The organism is Streptomyces sp. TG1A-8 (genome assembly GCF_030499535.1).
In the GTDB taxonomy this organism is placed as follows: domain Bacteria; phylum Actinomycetota; class Actinomycetes; order Streptomycetales; family Streptomycetaceae; genus Streptomyces.
Genome location: NZ_JASTLB010000004.1, coordinates 26,838 through 44,773, shown reverse-complemented (window position 1 = coordinate 44,773; position 17,936 = coordinate 26,838). Strand labels below are relative to the sequence as shown.

Below are 17,936 nucleotides of genomic sequence, written 5' to 3'. Positions count from 1 at the left end.
CCGAGCGCCCCGCGAACAACCCCTGATTCCGGGGAGCCTCCCCGATGAGCAGGGGGTACGCCCGGCCCTCCAAACCCCCTGCGGGCGCACCGGGCGTGACCCGTAACCCTTCTCCGATCTGCCGTTATACAGAGCCCTTGGCAGGACGCGAACCCCTGTTCGGGTGCGCTCCCCGTGGCCTCTCCACCCTTGCCCGGTGGGCCGCTCACCCGCGCCGCGCGCGGCAACGCGCTTCCACGGACTAGCCGCTTTCAGGGGTTGACCGCGTCCGGGCCGTCGGCCAATCTTGCGGAGTCTCTTGCACCGATGCTGATTCCAGGAATTCGACTGTCAGAACACGTGTGGAACACTGCAAGGGGCTGGAATTTACCGATTCCCGACCGCGCTCCGGCGCACAGAGAAAGTTGCGGATATTTCGGTGGCAGAAAACCAAGTACCATGGCGGCTCGCCGTTCTGGGCGCCGGCGTCATGGGCTCCAGCATCACTACGCTCGCCATGGCGCACGGTGTCCCGGTCACGCTGATCGACGTGGAGGAGGGCAAGGCTCAGCGCGCCCGCGAGCAGATCGCAGAACAGTTGCGGATGGCGCAGCTGATGAACGCGGTCCCGGCCAACCGCCCCACGGCCGAACTGACCATCGCGACGACGACGGACGCCGTCGCCGGAGTCGACGTCGTCGTCGAGGCCGTCACCGAGCTCTTCGACACCAAGGCGAAGGTGCTCGCCGAGGTGTGCGCCGTGGTCCCCGCCGGCACCGCACTCATCTCGAACACCTCCTCTATTCCCATCGACGAGCTGGCCGACGCCCTGCCCCGGCCCGCCGACCTGGCCGGCGTGCACTTCATGAATCCGCCCTATCTGATCCCCATGGTCGAGGTGGTCAGGGGGCTGCGCAGCGAGGACCGGACGATGGACGCGGTGACGTCCCTGATGACGGCGCTCGGTCGGCAGCCGGTCGTCGTCGGGGACGGTCCCGGTTTCGTCACCAGCCGCATCCTGCACCGGATGATCAATGACGCCGTACGGATCGTCGAGGAGGGCCGGGCGACCGCGGAGGCGGTCGACGCACTGATGCAGGGCTGCCTCGGCCACCGCACCGGTCCGCTGCGGACGGCCGACCTCATCGGACTGGACAATCTCGCGGACTCGCTCCGGGTGCTGCATGAGCGCACCGGGGACGAGGGCTGCCGTCCCTGCGCACTCCTGCTCGACAAAGTCGCACAGGGCGACCTCGGCAGAAAGAGCGGCCGGGGCTTCTACGACTACGGAGAGGCAATGCCATGACCACGACCGCGAAAGGAACGCCCGGGGCCGAGACGCCCGGCACCGACGCATCCGCGCAGTCCCCGCAGGAGCTGATAGGGGCCTTCCTGAATCAGCACACCAAGATCTCCTGGGAGGCCGACCAGGACATCTTCGCCACCGGCGCAGTGTCCTCACTGTTCGCCATGCAACTGGTGGTCTTCCTGGAGAAGACCTTCGGCGTCTCGATCGGCGGCGTGGATCTGCGGCTGGACAACTTCCGCACCATCGCGACCATGCTCGCCCTCGTAGACCGGCTGCGCGGCGCGCCTGCCGGAGGCGACGGTGAATGAGACGCTCGCCGAAGCGATCTCGCTGACCGGTGAACTCGTGGGGGAAGCACCGCAGGAGTGGGACCGCGTCGGCCGTATTCCCCTCGACCTGCTCCACTCCCTGGGTACCAAGGGGATGCTGTGCGCACAGGTCCCGGCGGCCTTCGGCGGCCTCGGTCTGAACAGTGTGGACAACGGCGAACTGACGGCCCATGTCGGCGCCCTGTGCAGTTCGCTGCGGAGCCTGATGACCTCTCAGGGCATGGCCGCCTGGGCCATCCAGCGCCTCGGCGGCACCGCCCACCACGACGCCTTCCTCCCCCGGCTGACCGCCGGTGAGCTCGCGGCGGTCGCCTTCAGCGAGGTCGGCGCGGGCAGCGATCTGTCGGCGATGGCCACCCGGATCGTGTCCGACGGCGATCATGTGGTCGTCGACGGCGCCAAGGTCTGGATCACCGGCGCCGCCTACGCCGACCTGCTCGTCGTCTTCGGTGCCTACGAGTCCGGTGCGGCCGCCGTGGTGGTGCCCACCAGCACTCCGGGGGTGCGGATCGACCCCCTCAGCGACGTGCTCGGCTGCCGGGCCGCCGGCCACTCGGCCATCGAGTTCTCCTCGGTCCGGGTGCCCTCCTCCCACGTGCTGCCGGGCGCGGGCCAGCCGACGGCGCTCCTGGTGACCGCCGCGCTGACGTACGGGCGGCTGTCGGTGGCCTGGGGCTGCGTGGGCATACTGCGCGCCTGCCTGTCGGCGGCTGCGCGGCACGCCTCGACCCGCGAGCAGTTCGGCCGGCGCATCGCCGACCACCAGTTGGTGGCCCGCCATCTGGCCGAGCTGGTCATCGCCGAGCAGACCGCCACGCACGCCTGCGAGCACGCCGCCCGCTGCTGGGACGACGGGTCCCCGGACGTCGTGACGGCTACCCTGCTGGCCAAGCACATCGGCGCGACCCGGGCGGTGCACGGGGCCTCGACCGCCCTTCAGGTACTGGCGTCGTCGGGGGCCAGGGACGGGCATGTGGTGGCGCGCGCGCATCGCGACGCCAAGTTGATGGAGATCATCGAGGGCAGCAGCGAGATCTGCCAGCTCGCCCTTGCCCAGCACGCCCTGGCGGTGTGGGGATGAGCGAAGGAGAGACCGTGCCGGACAGCGACGCCGTAACCGTGCCGGACCGGCCCGCGCCGGTGAAGTGTCTGGTCTGGGACCTGGACAACACGCTCTGGCAGGGCACCCTGTTGGAGGGCGACCACGTCGTCGTGTCCGACGCCGTCCGCCGGGTGATCGAGGACCTCGATGCCCGCGGCGTGCTGCAGTCCGTGGCCAGCAAGAACGACCACGACACTGCCTGGGAGCGCCTGGAGAAACTCGGCCTCACCGAATACTTCGTGCTGCCGCACATAGGCTGGGGCCCCAAGTCCCATGCGATGCGCGCGATCGCGGAGGGCCTGAACTTCGCGCACAGCGCGATGGCCTTCATAGACGACCAGCCCGCCGAACGAGCCGAAGTGGCTCACCATCTGCCGGACGTGCGCCTCTACCCGGCCGAGCTTGCCGATTCCCTGTCGCAGAGGCCCGAGTTCACCCCTCGCACGGTGACCGTGGACTCGCGTCGTCGGCGGGAGATGTACCAGGCGGGCTTCCAGCGGGAGAGCGCGCGCTCGGAGTTCCAGGGCCCTGACGAGGAGTTCCTGTGCTCGCTGCGGATGGACATGCGGATCACCCGCGCCACCGCCGAGGAGCTGTCCCGGGTCGAGGAACTCACCCTGCGTACCAGTCAAATGAATGCGACTGGGGTCCATTACTCGGACGCAGCACTGCGCGAGCTGATGGCCGATGAGCGGCACGAGGTCCTGGTGACCACCCTCCAGGACCGCTTCGGCACGCACGGCGCGGTAGGCGTCCTGCTGCTGGAACGGCACCCGTCGGCCTGGCACCTGAAGCTGCTGGCGACCTCCTGCCGGGTGGTCTCCTTCGGGGTCGGGGCGATCATCCTGCGCTGGCTGATCGACCAGGCGGCGCAGGCGGGTATGCATCTGGTGGCCGATTTCCGCTCTACCGACCGCAATCGGATCATGGAGATCGCCTACCGGTTCGCGGGCTTCACCGACCAGCAATGCGCCTGCCTCGGAGAACTATCTGTTGGCGCCGAGGCGAGCATCCAGCGGTGGCACCTGCTGCCCACCCGCCAGGAGGCCCCCACCACCATGCGACTGGACACTCCGGCCCTCTTCCGCTGAGTCCAGGCCTTTCCCCGGCCTCATGCCCCTCTCGCTCCCCGTGCCGCGACCGGCGGTGGCGGTCCCGTGTCACATCCCCCGGGCACGACCGCCCCGCCGGTCGCTCTGCCCGTCGACGTGCCGCTCCCGGTCCACGCGTTCCGCGTGCTGGAGGAAGACGAGGAAGTCGTCGACCATCCGTCCGCCCAGCCGGACGAGTTCGTCGAGGTCCTCCTTCGACCATGCGGCGAACGCCTGGGCAAGCCAGTCCATGACGACCTTGCGGTAACGGGAGTTGACCTCATCCCCGGTCGGCGTGAGCTCCACCAGTCTCGCTCTGCGGTCGCTGGGATCCACCACCCGGTGCACCAAGCCCTTGCGCTCCAGGTTGGTGACCTGCCGGGTGACGTGGGGACCCTCGACCCGCATCTCCGTGGCGATCTCCCCCACGCGCAGCGGTTCGCCATGGGCCTGGAGGATGCCCAGGATCTGCAGCGCCGGACGTTCCAGGTTGATCTCCGCCATCTCCGTGGCGCGCACGTGCAGCCAGTTGCTGTTCAAGGCCGCGCCGAGCTGGGCGAGCTTGGGCGCGAGAGAGAACAGGCCCTCGATGTCTTCGGTCATGGCTTGCCTTCCAACTAGTTATCTACCTAAGGTAGGTAACTAGTTGCCCGTGGGTGGGTCTTGCCCCGCGGTGCAACTAGCTACCTAAGTTACCCACCCTGACCAGAAGGAGATCACCCATGTCCAGTCAACGCAATCCATCGCTCGCCGAGCGGCCTGCCACGATCCCACGCCCGGCCTCATCCCAGGGCCTGGTCGTGCTCGCTCTGTCCATCGCGGCCTCCACCGCCTCCATCCAGCAAAGCGCTGTCATCCCGCTGCTGCCCCGGCTCGAACAGTCCCTGCACGCCTCGGTGTCCGCGGTGAGCTGGGCGCTCACCGTGAGTCTGCTGTGCGGTGCCGTGGCCACCCCGTTGTTCAGCCGCTTCGGCGACATGTACGGACGGCGCCGGATGCTGCTGCTCACCCTCGGCCTGCTCGTCGCCGGCTCTGCCGTCGGCGCGCTCTCCACCTCCATCACCACACTCATGATCGCCCGAGTGCTGCAGGGCCTGTCCGCCGCGACCGTGCCCTTGTCCATCGGCGCCGTACGGGATCTGCTGCCCCGGGAGAAGATGGCCACCGGCATCGGCGTGCTGAGTGCCACCATGGGCATCGGGGTCGGCCTCGGCATGATCATCAGCGGATTCATCGCCGAGTACACCAGCGGATACCGCATCGTCTTCTGGCTCATCACCGGACTGGCCGCCGCGGCGACCGCTCTCACCGCGCTCGTAGTCCGCGATGTGGCACCGCCCTCGGGCGGACGACCCGACGTGCCTGGTGCCATTCTCTTCACCGGCACGTTGGTCTGCCTGCTACTGGCCATCACCGAGGGCAAGAGCTGGGGCTGGACCTCAGCATCGGTCGTGGGTCTGCTCGTGGCCGCCGTCGTGCTGTTCGCCGTCTGGGTCGCGGTCGAGCGCCGCGCGGCCGACCCACTGGTCGACATCAGCATGCTGACGCACCCCGGCACCATCGGCGCGAGCCTCGCCTCGTTCCTCCTGGGCTTCGCCCTGTACGCGGGTTTCACTCTGCTGCCGAACTATGTGCAGACCCCCTCGAAGGTGGGGTACGGCTTCGGGGCGTCCGTGCTGATGGCCGGCGTCTACCTGCTCCCGACGACCTTGCTGCTCATCGTCATCTCTCCGCTGGCCGGCCGGCTGGTGCGCAAGACGTCCGCGGCGGTCATGGTGGCGATCGGCTCCGTGGTGGCCGCCCTGTCCAACGTGTGGCTGATCGTGCGCCACGACCACGCATACGACATCTACATCGCGACCTCGCTGCTGGGACTTGGCGTTGGTCTGTCCTTCGCAGCCCTGGGCACCATGGCCGTCGAGCACGTCGACCCCGCCAAGACAGCGGTCGCCAGCGCTGTGAACAGCCTTGTACGACTGGTCGGCGGCAGCATCGCCAGCTCGGTCACCGCGGCGATCCTCGCTTCCAACACGATCACCGGAACCGGCGTCCCCACGGTGCACGCCTACCAGACCAGCTTCACCATCGCGGCGCTCTCGGTGGGCCTGGCCGCGGTCTTCGCCGCCTGGTTCGGCTGGATAAACCGGTCCCGAGCGGCGTCTCCTTCCAATGCCTGAGATGCAGAGGGTTCTGACAACGACTGGGGAAGGGGAAGGACGGACGCCATGCGGAAGAACGCCCACCGCCCGAAGGCCTGGCTCTCCTTTTCCTTGCCACCGCTACATCGTCTCCTCCCCGTAGGAGGTTGGGAGGTCCGGGGTAGGGCGCTGCGCGAGGACGGGGCCCCCGCTGTGCGAGCGCGCCTGACCCTGGTCAATGCCGAGGGGCACCAGGTCGCGTCACACATCGCCGATCGGAGCGGATCCTTCCGGCTGCAGGCCCCCGGACGCGGCCGCTACCTTCTCGTCGCCGGGTGCGCCGGGTACTTTCCCGAGGCCCTTCCCGTCGTCGCCGACACCCCGCTGACCACAGCCGAGGTGCTGCTCGTCGCCTCTTCGAGCATCCGCGGCGTTGTGGAGGAGGAGGGAGTGGCCTCCCCGGTGGCTGGGGTTGTGGTCGTGCTGGTGAACGCGCAGGGTGCGGTGCTGCGCTCCACGCTCACTGGCGAACGGGGCGACTACGCCTTCACCGGATTGGAGGCGGGGAGCTACGGCCTGGCGGTCGGCCACCAGCATCGCCGTCCCCTCGTCCGGACGGTGGTCGTCGAACCCCACTCCTCGAGTGTCATGCACATTTCGGTGCAGCAGCAGCTGCATACCGTGTCAGGCACGGTACGTGACCACGGGGGCGCTCTGGTCGTCGGGACCCCCGTGGCCCTTGCCGACGCCTCCGGACTGTGGCTGACCACTCACACCGATGGAGTCGGCCGCTACTGGTTCGCCAGCATCCCCAGTGGCGAGTACACCCTTCGGGCGGGACGCGGCCTGCGGAGCAGCGGGCAACTTGATCTCGGCGCCGACCGGCTCGACATGGATCTCGTCATCGATTCCGAACCCCCGCGAGTCGCCGGCGCATGACATGCGTCAGGTCATCTCCATGTAAGGGAGCGCAGCTCAGTGCGACGGCTGATGTTGAGTTTCCGGTAGATGCTCGTCAAGTGCTGCTCCACCGTGCTGACGGTGATGAACAGCTGACTCGCGACCTCGCGGTTGGACCGGCCCCTGGCGACGAGCCGGGCCACGCGCCGCTCCGCGTCGCTCAGTTCCGTGCCCTCGGATACAAGGTCGAGGGGCTTGTCCTCGGGCGGCCGGACGGCCGGAGGGCGACGCTTTAGCTCTTCCTCGGCGCTGTCCGAGAAGGAGCGCACGAGTGCCTCGGCCTTGCACGCCCTGGCTAGCTGCCGGGCGCGGATCATGGAGTGCCGGGCACTGGTGTGGTCGCCCAGCGTACTGTGGGCACGGGACAGGTCGGCCAGCGCCTGCGCCAGCTCCAGGCGATCGCGCACGCGCTCCAGCGCTTGCACGGCCTGTCCCAACAGATCAAGGCGCTCCCGCGGCGGCGCGGTGACGGCCAGCACCCGCAGCGTCATGCCCCTGGTCCGCAGTTGGTTCGGTTCCAGCAGCCCCAGTTGCTCCTCGGCCAGCGCACGGCCCTCGTCCACGCGCTCCAGCCGCAGCAGCGCCTCGGCGGCATCGGTGCGCCAGGGCACCAGTGTCGGCCGGTCCAGGCCCCAGTCCCGCATCCGCGCACTACAGGCCTCGAAGTCTCGGAGGGCGGCGTGGGGGTTGCCCAGCGCCAGGTGGAAGCGTCCGCGCGCCTGCTGGTAGTGGAGGCCGTCGCGGGTATCGAACACCCGCTCCGGCAGCGGCTGGTTGACCAGCGCTTCGGCGGCGCGCATACTACCTCGGGCTGTCATGGCCCTCAGCAGCGCCGCCCGCGTCGAGCCGACCGCCACCCCCCACCCTTCCGCCGAGATGTGGGAGAGAGCGGCGTGAGCGTGTTCCTCCGTCGCCTGCACATCGCCCCGTCGGAGGGCGATCTCTGCCATGACTGACGACAGCACACCGATCCAAGCCGGGACACCACGCTGTGTCGCCTCGCCGAGCAGCATCTTGCACCACTGCTCGGCCGAGTCGATCCAATCCGCGTAAACCAGGGCCATCAGGGCGGTCCCCAGGGGCTCCAGCGTCGCGTCGCTGAGCCGAAGGATCTGCAGTTCCTCCTGAGTCGTGGCGATCTCGTGGGGAGCGGGATTGCGGGACAGGACGTCGTACAGGAGCATTGTCGCCCGCAGCAACGCGCTGGCCGCCGGAGCCGCCTGGGGCTCATCACGGCCTCCCCTCGGCGGCGGAGTGAGCGGGAACTGCTGAGCCAGTACCGGATAGGAGCAGTTGAGCCACAACCGGAACGCCCTGAGGTCCTCGCTCACCGGGCGGGTCTGGGCGGTGACCCGTTCGACCATCGCCTCCAGCATGTCCTCGGCCTCGCTGAACATGCCGTGCCGCAGCAGGCTCTTGATCAGCTGTATGGCCTGGCTCTCGGTGGCGTCATGGAGGTCGAACGTGTTGACCATGGACAAGGTACGGCGCAGCGCGCGGTCGGGACTACGCCGCCAGATGCTGCGCGCGAGTTGCAGGGTGACCGCAGCCCGCTGGTCGGGGTCGCCGGACTCGCGCAGTGCGAGCTCCAGATAGCTCTGGGCGAGCCCCGCGCGGTCGTCATGCAGCACATCCTCGGCGGCCTTGGCCAGAACGCCCACCGCCCAGGGTTCCTGCGCCTCCCCTGCGGCCAGCAAGTGTGCCGCCACCGCGGTGGCAGGGGCTCCATCGTGGAACAGCAGCCGTGCCGCCCGCAGGTGCAGGGTCGTGCGGCGCACGGTCGGCGTGTTCTCGAGCGCTGCTTCCCTGACTACCGGATGCCGGAACCCGGTTTCTGTCAGGAGTCCGGCGCCGGTCAGCACGCGCTTGAGCCGCTCCACGGCAGCGTTGTCGAGATCCAGCAACCGTCCTGCCAGGTGCTCCGATTGCGAGGTGTGCAGCACCGCCAGCGCGCGGGCGACCTCCGTGGCGTCGCCGCTGCCGCGTTGCAGACAGGCCGTCACGGCTTGGCGATAGGCCTCACCGGGCACAAGACACGATCCGTCGTGCAGGGAGCCGGTGGGGGAGACGGCGAGGGCGTTCCGGTAATCATCCAGGAGCGCCCTCAGCAGCAGGGGATTTCCGCCGCTCAGCGCGGTGTGTGCCGGGGCGAGCCGCAGCGCCTGCTCGCGCCCCAGATGCTGCGCCAGCATTTCGCCGACGGCCGCGGGCGAGAGCGGCTTGAGCTGCATGTAGTGGCAGTGCGGCTGACGGCGCAGCTCGGTGTGGAAGAGTTGGTGGCCTCGCATGCAGGACGCCTGCTGACTCAGCACGAACAGCATCGGCCGACGCTGGGCCCGGCGAGCCAGGCCCAGAATGAACGACAGGGACGCATTGTCGCTGTGGTGCAGATCGTCGACGATGATGACAACGGGAGACGTCTTCGCGATCCCAGTCAATTGGTCGTACATGTCAACCACGAGGTTCGTCGGTGGATTTTCCTGCGCATCAAACAACCCACTAAAGTCTTTCAGCGAAGAGACCATGTCGTGGAATGGGAATTTTCCGCCCTCTGGGACGTCTTCGATCAGTTGCGCCGCTACTCCAAGCGGGAAAGATTTCTCCAAAACGGATGCCGTAGCCGTAAGGATCTGAGCGCCAGCATGCACTGCCTTGTGCGCCACAGCTTGGAGGATCTCGGTCTTACCGCAGGCCGCAGGGCCGTCCACCAGCAGGACGGCACCCTTACCCTGGCCCATCAAATCGATTAGGTCACTAATTAAGGAAAGCTCACGCTGGCGCTCGATTAATCGCACGAAAACCCCCGTTTGTGCTTTTCGGTCAAAGCGAGTGCATTCAACAATAAACAACAAATTCATCGGATGTCAACAAGGTCAAACACCTCCGGCGTCGACACGCCAGGGAAAGGCTGAAATCCATCGTCGGCAAGTTGGTAATGGAAGAAACCTTGACTAATTATTGCCGATCCTTTGTTGACGCTGAAGGGTGATGTTTTCGCGACATCCTTAAGAGGATGTCTCGCCTGGTGATGTCGTGAGGTGCGGCATCATTGCTGCTCGTGGGTGTCGATCTGTCACAGCGGCTGGTCCCGGATGGTTTGTGGGAGCTGGCCGCTCCATTGCTGCCGTCGTTCAGCGCGCGTCCGCAGGGTGGTGGAACCGCTCCGCGTGAGGAGCGCGCGGTGTTCACGGCGGTCGTGTACGTACTGACCGGCGGGTGTGCCTGGCGGCATCTGCCGGAGACGTTCGGCGTCTCGCCCGCGACGGCGCATCGCCGGTTCACCGTGTGGACCCGGGCCGGGCTGTGGCGCCGTCTGCACCGGGCGGTCCTGGACGAACTCGGCGCACGGGGTGAGCTGGACTGGGCCTCGGCGATCGTCGACGCGGCCTCGGTCCGGGCGAAAAGGGGGACCCGCTGACCGGGCCGAACCCGGTCGATCGGGGCAAGAAGGGCAGCAAACTGCACGTCCTGTCCAAGGCTCAGGGCATCCCGCTCGCCGTCGCGGTGTCCGGCGCGAACACCCACCACAGCCTGGCACTCAAGCCCCTGGTCCGCGGCATACCCGCGGTCCGCTCCCGACGCGGTCCCCGGCGCCGCCACCCCGTCAAACTCCGCGCCGGCAAAGCGTACTTCTGCGCCGAACACCACGCCTGGCTGCGCGAACACGGACTCCTCCCACGCATCGCACGGCCCGGGATCGAGTCGGGCGAGCGCCCCGGCCGGCACCGCTGGAAGATCGAGCAGCCGATCGCCTGGCTGTTCGGCCACCGCAGACTCACCATCCGGTACGAGCGAAAGGGCTCCCACTTCCTCGCCTTCCTCGGTCTCGCTGCCACCCTCACCTGCTACAAAAAGCTCGCAAAACTCACCACATGAGACACTCTCTAATACTCCAGCAGCGGTTCGTGGCCTGAGGTGCGTTTTCGGTAGTGGCAGCGGCGGGCGATGGCCTGGCGGTGTCTTCTCCAGGCGGACCAGTTCAGTGCGTGGGTGATGGGATCGCGGTCGGCTCGTGGGTGGGGCAGGAGAGTGTCCAGGAGCCGCCGGATCTCTGCCACGGTGAGCGGGACGGTGGCTGATCCGTTTCTGCAGCCCCCTTTGCCTCCCCGCCGGCCTGGGCTTGTGCTGCGAGTGCGGCTAGGACGGCGTGGGCGAGCATGGCCAGGGTGATGTGCCGATACCAGCCGACATAGCGGCGGACTTCGTACTCGTCCAGGCCGCACTCGTTCTTCGCGGCCTGGAAGCACTCCTCGATCGCCCAGCGGGAGCCGGCGATGCGGACCAGCTCGGCGATCTCGACACCCACGGGTGCGTAGGCCAGGTAGTAGGCCACATCTTCGGGGTCGGACAGGCTGCGGCGGGCCATCACCCACCGGTGATGGGTCGGCGGATCCGGATCGAAGATGATGTTGGCGGGCAACTTGGCCCCGGCCCAGTCGTAGATCCGCGGGCCCTTCGCCCCATCGCCGCAGGACAGCCGCTGCCAGGCATCATCGGGTGCTTCATCGATGAGATGGTCGATGCGCCAGATGCCGGCCAGGGACTTGATCTGCTGGGACTTGGGCACCGCCACCACGTAGCCGACGCCCGTCTGCTCGAGCAGGCGGCGGAAGTGCCAGTCCTGCCCGTAGGCCTCATCCGCGGTCACCCACGACGCCGGCAGGCCGGCGGCCAGGCAGCGGCGGACGATGTCCCGGGCCAGTTCCCCCTTGGTCGCAAAGCCTCGCCCGTCGGGGATCTTGGCCGCCCGGCAGCGGTCACGGTCGGACGTCCAGGCTTTGGGCAGGTAGAGCTCCCGGTCCACCAAGGCCCGGCCTGAGCTGGTGGCGTAGGCGGCGAACACGCCGATCTGACAGTTGTCGATCTTTCCTGAGGTGCCGGTGTACTGCCGACTGACCCCGGCTGAGGTGGTGCCCTTCTTGATGAATCCCGTGTCGTCGATGATCAGCACACCGCCCGGTCCGAGCCGTTCGGCGACGTAGGCACGGACGTCGTCACGCAGGGCGTCCGCGTCCCAGACACTGCTGTTCAGCAGCCGCTGAAAGCCGTCCGGAGTGCGGTGACCTGCCCATTCCGCAAGCTGCCAGCCGTTCTTGCGTGTCGCCCGCCCCAGCAGACCACGGACGTAGTCCCGCATCCGCCACCGCAGATCCGCCCGAGTGAACCTACCCGCCACCCGAGCGAACACCAACTCCAACTCGCCGGCCCAGCAAGCGGCTTCACTCATCCCCTCCATACCAGGACAACGACAACCACCAGCTCAGGACACGAACCGCTGCTGGAGTACTAAGCTGCTGGAAGCCGCTTCCCTACTGGTTCCTGAGGAGACCGCCACCGAGAACGACATCACGGTGAACGATGTCTGGGAGTACCTCACTCGGGACGAGTGGGAAGTGGCCCTCGGGCTGCTGGAAGAACTCGGTGACGTCCAACCGCTGCCACTCAGCTTCTGGCAAACCCTGGCCACCGCAGCCAAACAGATGCGACTGGACAAGAGTGCGGCCTGGTGCCATTGGCGCTGCTACGAGACTCGCAACGGCATCATCCGAGCCGATCTCACCCTCCGCCCGGCCACCGAAGCAAAACGGCAAACGCCCATCTCCGGTGCTGGCGTCCTGCGACCGATGTGGAACATCGGAAACCGAACCCCGACCGGCGAACCTGCCCTCAACATCGCCCAACTCTGGGCGGAGTTCACGCCCTTGCTGGAGCCCGGTGGGCAAGCCTCGGTACGACTTGCTCCTCTTGACCCCTCGCAGTGGCAGCACCTTCAGCCCGGCCAAGTGATCACTATGCACGAGGACCGATCCGTGGCAGGTGCGGCGGTTGTCCTTGAGGTTCATCGACCTACGACCACATCCACCGCATAGAAACGAGCGCCGTCGGCTCGTGCCGTTAGTGCAGAGAAGCGTGTTCGCCTCCGCCGGCCAGGAAGCTTTCTTCGAGGGCCACGTGCACGCGCTGCGGGTGCTGGGCGGGGTCCCGCGGGGGCGGGTCCGCTACGACAATCTCAAGGCCGCCGTCGCCCAGGTGCTGGGACTGAGCCGGGCGAGGGTGGAGACCGACCGGTGGATCGCGTTCAGACCGCACTTCGGCATCGAGAGCTTCTACTGCCGTCCCGGCATCGACGGCGCCCACGAGAAGGGCGGGGTCGAGGGGCAGATCGGCTACTTCCGCCGCAACCACTTCACCCCGGTGCCGGAGGTTTCCTCGCTGGCGGAGCTGAACGAGATGGTCGACCAGTGGGACCTGCACGACGGCCGACGCCGGATCGGCTCCCGGCCACGGACCATCGACGAGTACTTCGCCGTCGAACAGCCGCTGCTGATGCCACTGCCCGAGGAGCCGTTCGAGACCGGGCGGGTATTCACTCCTAGGGTCGACCGCTACAGCCAGATCACGGTCCGCACCAACCGCTACTCAGTGCCCATCCGCCTGATCGGCAAACGCGTCCGTGTCGTCCTGCACGCCTCCCACCTGGTGGTCTACGACCAGAACGTGGAAGTCGCCCGGCACGAGCGGTTGATCGCCAAGGCCAGCTGCCGCCTGGAACTGGACCACTACCTCGAAGCCCTGATCCGCAAGCCCGGCGCCCTCCCTGGCGCCACCGCACTCGAGCAGGCCCGCTCCGCAGGCAAGTTCACCCCGGTCCACGACGCATGGTGGGCCCAGGCCCGCAAGGTCCACGGCGAGCGGGATGGCACCCGGGCCCTGATCGAGGTGCTGCTGCTGGCCCGGCACATCCCCCACGAGCACTTGGTCGCCGGCCTCGCGAGCGCCTTGCGGGCCGGGGCCCTGACCGCGGACGCGGTCGCCCTCGAGGCCCGCAAGGCCGCCCAGACCGAAGACGAACCGACCGTCGCCGCCCTGCCCGCGGGCACCTCGGGGTCAGCGACCGTGACGTTTCTGCACGAGTGGCGTCTTGCCCACCTTCCGCCGGACACCAGGCCGCTGCCCTCGGTGACCCCCTATGACCAATTGCTCCGACGCCGTCGCGCCAGCGGCGGCGCCCACCAAGAGGGAGAAGCCCAGTGACCCTGCCCCGCCAGCGAGGCTTGACCGAGCAGGCCGCCGACGCCGCCATCGACACCGCCTGCCGCATGCTGCAGCTTCCGTCATCCGCAACGAGTTTCCCGACATCGCCGACCGGGCAGTGAAGGACCAGATGACCTACCGCGGCTTCCTCGCCGAGCTGCTGATGGCCGAGTGCGACGACCGGGCCCGCCGCCGCTCGGAGAGGCGAATCAAGGCGGCCGGCTTCCCACGGGAGAAGTCGTTGCGAACCTTCGACTTCGACGCTAACCCCAACATCGACCCGGCCACCATCCACACCCTCGCCTCCTGCGAGTGGATCAAGAAGGGGCAACCGCTCTGCCTGATCGGCGACTCCGGCACCGGCAAGTCCCACATGCTCATCGCCCTGGGCACCGAAGCCGCCATGAAGGGCTACCGTGTTCGCTACACACTCGCCACGAAGCTGGTCAACGAGCTGGTCGAAGCCGCCGACGAGAAGCAGCTCAACAAGACCATCGCCCGCTATGGCCGCGTCGACCTGCTCTGCATTGACGAACTCGGATATATGGAACTCGACCGGCACGGCCCCGAACTCCTCTTCCAGGTGCTGACCGAGCGCGAGGAGAAGAACAGCGTCGCCATCGCTTCCAACGAGTCCTTCGGCGGCTGGACAAAGATCTTCACCGACCCCCGCCTATGCGCGGCCATCGTCGACCGCCTGACCTTCAACGGCGCGATCATCGAGACCGGCACCGACTCCTACCGCCTGGCTACCACCCGCGCACGAGCCGAACAGGTTCAAGCCGGCTGACGAGACGCTGCCGCAGAGGCTGTCCCCTGCTGACAGTTGAGCTTCTCCAAGACACGGTTGCGGAGAAGCTCGTACTCCTCACGGAGCCTGCGCCACTCGGTCACGGGCGGGCGGGGAATCACGATGCCTCCAGTGACGATCTCCTCCGGCCTGAACTGCTCGCGGGTGAGGTCGATCTCGATGCCCATGCCCAGACGGTTCCACCAGTGGTAGTCCACCCGCTCTCCGTCGACGTGGACCTCCCCCCGGATCAATTCGCCTCCCAGCAAGTCATTGACGACCATGGCGGTCACCCCGCACTGGTCCCGGGCCGGATTGTCCTTGGTCCATCGCGATCGGAACCCGGGCGTGCACGTCTCGGCGCTCCAGCTGCTGCGAACGGCTCGTTCAATGTCGGTGAGAAGCAACGGTGTCATGCCGGTGATCCTGCCAGCAGGCACTGACAACGGCTGGACGCTCCATGACACGACAACCGACTGCTGCCTTCAAAACTGACGAACATCTCCCGGCTCCTCGGCCGCCGACTGCCTCCCCAACTCATCGACAAACGCTGTCGGTGAACATGCACAAAGCCGCCTACTAGGTGCGTAGTCCGACTGGCCCCAACTTCCGACGAAAAATGGCTCACGGTTGGGGGCACACTCGCTTGGGGTGTAAGGCCGTCGCTGCCAACGTTCGGGCGCCTACGACTCAACTTACGCAGCAGTCAGGTAGCTTGCCGATCGCCCGCTGCGGCAGACGGGTAGGGGGCGTGGGTCCTTCGGCATGTGGGGTGGATACGCGGTATTTCACGAGCCGGTGCGGCGAGTGTGTCAGCGCAGCGGGCAAAACTGCTCAATGGACATGTCAGCCTTGCAGCTTGCGGGCTGTGTGACGAGCCCACCACAGAGCTGCCGCCCCAACAGTGAGGAGCAATACCGCGTCTTGCGGGCCGACTGCGCGGTCGGCGGTGGTGGTCATTACCGGCGTGGTAAGCGACATCAGCGCCAGGAGCCCGCGTAGGTACCAAACCGCCGTCTGGATCGGTGCGGTGTTGCCCATCGCCGTATCAGTCCCCACAAGCAGATGGAACGGAACCGGGCCGCGATAGGCGCCGACCAGGGCTGTTCCCACGCTCGCGGGGATCGCGGCAAGCGTGGCCGGCAGTGCGAGCGACCACCAACCGCCGGCCGCGCACACCAGCAGACCCAGGCCCGACGTGACGGTCAGCAGTGCCCCCGGGACGACCGCATGCCACAGCGCCAGAGTTCCCGACCGGTAGGGCAGCAGATTGCCGCGGCGCAGGTCGTCGCTATCCAGCCGGGCGGGCTCGACGAGTTGCGCTGCCGCGAGGTAAAGAAACCACACGCTGGCGCAGCAGGAGAGTGCGGCGGTCGATCCGTGCCGGGCGGAGGCGAAGGCGAAGGCGGTAGTGGACAGTGCGGACCACGCACAGCCCCAGCCGAGTCGACCGGGCGCCCGCAGCAGGGACAGTGCGTCACGCCAGGGCACCACCAGCCACCGTGCCCGCGGGGGTTCGAGCCGCACCGCGGGGCGAGAGACCCGGTCCTGCCGCACGCGCATCGCGGAGCGCATCTGGCGTAGGTCCAGAGAGAACAGTGAAGCGCCCATGCGGTCGGCGAGTGCGGCGCGCAGCCGTAGGGACTCCCCGGGGATGTCAGGTACGGCCCGTACTCCGAGCAGCACTGTCACGGCAACGCTGCACGCCCACAGCAGCATGGCCAACGGCCAGCCCGGCGCTGTGCCCGATACGGCGGCGGTCAGCGGCTGGGACGCCCAGCCCCAGGGCGACAGCCACAGGACAGTGGTCCCCACCCACGCGGGCAGCCCTTGGATCAGGGCAACGGCGGACAACAGGCATAGCAGGGCGACAGCACACCAGCCCGCCCGGAACATCACGCGCTGCTGCCGTGCGCGTCCCCCCTCGTGGCGTACGACCAAGACACTCAGCCCCGTGCTGGCCAGACCGGTACCCAACCCGGCCCAGGCGCCGGCGACGGTCACTGCGAGCCATCCGGCACCCGACACATCGGCGAGAAGGAAACCGAGCACCCCACCACTCAGCACGCCCAGCAGTGAGCCAATCGTGGCTGCGGATGCCACCCGCGGCAGGAGAAACTGTGCACGCGCGATGGGATGCGGTAGCAGCCACGACACCGTCGCGCTGTCCACGACGGCCGGACCTCGCCACACCGCGCTGCGCACGAGCAGAAGGGACGCGAGAGATAGCAGGGCGGGCAGCCACAAAGGCAGGGCCTGCAGTAACGGCATCGAGTGGTCGAGTCCGCTCGGCCGTCCCAGCCGTGCCACTGTCAGCAGGCCTGGTACGCCCCACACCCCGCCGAACAGCACCACCAAGTAAGCGACGAAAGCGGACCGCTTCCGCCGCTCCGCCCGGTAGTCGCTGCGCACGGCCCGCAGGAACCGCAGCACCTCCTCGGTGCCATCGAAGCAGGTGGACGAGAGCGCGTCAGAGGGTGTGCGCATGGCCACGCTCGCTCCCCCTGGATGGGTCGTCCGCCCGTCCTCCAGTTCCAACACCAGGTCCGCCACTGCTTCCACGAGTTGTTCGTGGTGGCTGGCCATGAGGATGGAGACGCCGCGTGCCTTGTGTCGGACAAGCAGCTCAGAGAGCTCCTGCCGCGCGGCAGCATCCAGGCGTTGCTCGGGCTCATCGACGACAAGCAGGCGATGCGGGCGGACGAAGGCCGCGGACAATAGCATCTGCTGTCTGAGGCCCGAAGATAAGGCCGAGGGGAGCAGGTCGGCATGTCCTGTCAGGTGGTGTTCGGACAGGACCCTGTCCACGGCGTCGGGCGCGCTCCCGCCCAGGCCGTGCGCGAGCGCGACGAGCATGAGGTGTTCGCGCACCGTCAGGTCGGGATAGAAGGCGTCGACGTCCATGACAGTAGCGACGGCCGCGCGCACGGCCCGCGCGTCACCGTCTATCGGCGCACCGTCGAAGAGTACGGTGCCCGAAGTCGGCCGCTCACGGCCCGCCGCCAGACGGAGAAGAGTCGACTTGCCGGACCCGTTACTGCCAGTCAGAGCGATACAGTGGCCTGGCGCGACGCTGAGACTGACGTCCCGCAGCACCTCTAACGCGCCGTAGGAGCGGGTGACCTCCCGCAGCTCCAACAAGGCCTCTGCGTCTCCCTGTTCAGGCGCCATTTCGGGGTTCGTCTTCGACATCTTCGACAGTG

The 17,936-nt window shown here is 67.7% G+C and carries 14 protein-coding genes and 1 pseudogene; 10 read left to right on the top strand and 5 right to left on the bottom strand.

All coding sequences use genetic code 11. From position 1 onward, the window contains the following. Positions 1-418: 418 nt before the first annotated feature. From QQY24_RS32285 to QQY24_RS32270, 4 genes are read left to right on the top strand one after another with little or no spacing between them, the layout of a single operon-like run. Positions 419-1,285: a 3-hydroxyacyl-CoA dehydrogenase family protein gene (locus QQY24_RS32285; RefSeq protein WP_301976517.1), complete on the top strand. Its 867-nt coding sequence runs from the start codon at positions 419-421 to the stop codon at positions 1,283-1,285. Beyond that, positions 1,282-1,596 carry an acyl carrier protein gene (locus tag QQY24_RS32280; protein WP_301976516.1) on the top strand — a complete coding sequence of 105 codons (315 nt, stop codon included), beginning with the start codon at positions 1,282-1,284 and terminating at the stop codon, positions 1,594-1,596. The genes QQY24_RS32285 and QQY24_RS32280 overlap by 4 nt, the downstream gene beginning before the upstream one ends. Continuing rightward, on the top strand, positions 1,589-2,698 hold the full coding sequence (locus tag QQY24_RS32275; protein ID WP_301976515.1) for an acyl-CoA dehydrogenase family protein: 1,110 nt from the start codon (positions 1,589-1,591) through the stop codon (positions 2,696-2,698). Before QQY24_RS32280 ends, QQY24_RS32275 begins: the two co-directional genes overlap by 8 nt. Further along, on the top strand, positions 2,695-3,810 hold the full coding sequence (locus QQY24_RS32270; RefSeq protein ID WP_301976514.1) for an HAD family hydrolase: 1,116 nt from the start codon (positions 2,695-2,697) through the stop codon (positions 3,808-3,810). The genes QQY24_RS32275 and QQY24_RS32270 overlap by 4 nt, the downstream gene beginning before the upstream one ends. Before the next feature lie 69 nt (positions 3,811-3,879). On the opposite strand, the gene QQY24_RS32265 is transcribed toward QQY24_RS32270, so the two are convergent. Further along, positions 3,880-4,413, bottom strand: a complete 534-nt coding sequence (locus QQY24_RS32265; RefSeq protein ID WP_301976513.1) for a MarR family winged helix-turn-helix transcriptional regulator — start codon at positions 4,411-4,413, stop codon at positions 3,880-3,882. A 119-nt stretch (positions 4,414-4,532) separates the two neighbouring features. Here QQY24_RS32265 and QQY24_RS32260 point away from each other — a divergent pair, with 119 nt between their 5' ends. Both QQY24_RS32260 and QQY24_RS32255 read left to right on the top strand, forming a co-directional pair. Continuing rightward, positions 4,533-5,987 (top strand): MFS transporter, encoded by a 1,455-nt coding sequence (locus tag QQY24_RS32260; protein WP_301976512.1) that lies wholly within the window; start codon positions 4,533-4,535, stop codon positions 5,985-5,987. A gap of 174 nt (positions 5,988-6,161) precedes the next feature. Then, a complete protein-coding gene (locus QQY24_RS32255; protein WP_301976511.1) occupies positions 6,162-6,887 on the top strand; it encodes a carboxypeptidase regulatory-like domain-containing protein in 726 nt (241 codons plus the stop codon). Positions 6,888-6,898: 11 nt separating this feature from the next. Here QQY24_RS32255 and QQY24_RS32250 read toward each other — a convergent pair whose 3' ends face one another. Beyond that, positions 6,899-9,703 carry a LuxR family transcriptional regulator gene (locus QQY24_RS32250; protein WP_301976510.1) on the bottom strand — a complete coding sequence of 935 codons (2,805 nt, stop codon included), beginning with the start codon at positions 9,701-9,703 and terminating at the stop codon, positions 6,899-6,901. A gap of 263 nt (positions 9,704-9,966) precedes the next feature. Here QQY24_RS32250 and QQY24_RS32245 point away from each other — a divergent pair. Next, positions 9,967-10,784 (top strand): IS5 family transposase gene (locus QQY24_RS32245; protein ID WP_301976509.1). Its coding sequence is split into 2 segments (ribosomal slippage): positions 9,967-10,317 and positions 10,320-10,784, totalling 816 coding nucleotides; the frame shifts between segments, so codons are not numbered across the junction. Between the two features lie 103 nt (positions 10,785-10,887). On the opposite strand, the gene QQY24_RS32240 is transcribed toward QQY24_RS32245, so the two are convergent. Then, positions 10,888-12,144 (bottom strand): IS701 family transposase, encoded by a 1,257-nt coding sequence (locus QQY24_RS32240; RefSeq protein WP_301970644.1) that lies wholly within the window; start codon positions 12,142-12,144, stop codon positions 10,888-10,890. Between the two features lie 109 nt (positions 12,145-12,253). Here QQY24_RS32240 and QQY24_RS32235 point away from each other — a divergent pair, with 109 nt between their 5' ends. The 3 genes and pseudogenes from QQY24_RS32235 to istB all read left to right on the top strand — a co-directional run bounded on the left by QQY24_RS32235 (position 12,254) and on the right by istB (position 14,733). Next, on the top strand, positions 12,254-12,778 hold the full coding sequence (locus QQY24_RS32235) for a hypothetical protein (protein ID WP_367658076.1): 525 nt from the start codon (positions 12,254-12,256) through the stop codon (positions 12,776-12,778). A gap of 28 nt (positions 12,779-12,806) precedes the next feature. Then, positions 12,807-13,943 (top strand): hypothetical protein, encoded by a 1,137-nt coding sequence (locus QQY24_RS32230; protein ID WP_301976508.1) that lies wholly within the window; start codon positions 12,807-12,809, stop codon positions 13,941-13,943. Beyond that, positions 13,940-14,733: pseudogene (gene istB, locus QQY24_RS32225) on the top strand (IS21-like element helper ATPase IstB). Before QQY24_RS32230 ends, istB begins: the two are co-directional and overlap by 4 nt. Here istB and QQY24_RS32220 read toward each other — a convergent pair. Together QQY24_RS32220 and QQY24_RS32215 are read right to left on the bottom strand one after the other, a co-directional pair. Beyond that, positions 14,721-15,149, bottom strand: coding sequence for a hypothetical protein (locus QQY24_RS32220; protein ID WP_301976507.1), 429 nt, complete (start codon positions 15,147-15,149; stop codon positions 14,721-14,723). The pseudogene istB and the gene QQY24_RS32220 overlap by 13 nt on opposite strands. Positions 15,150-15,579: 430 nt before the next feature. Continuing rightward, positions 15,580-17,925, bottom strand: coding sequence for a DUF6297 family protein (locus QQY24_RS32215; protein ID WP_301976506.1), 2,346 nt, complete (start codon positions 17,923-17,925; stop codon positions 15,580-15,582). Between the last annotated feature and the right edge of the window lie 11 nt (positions 17,926-17,936).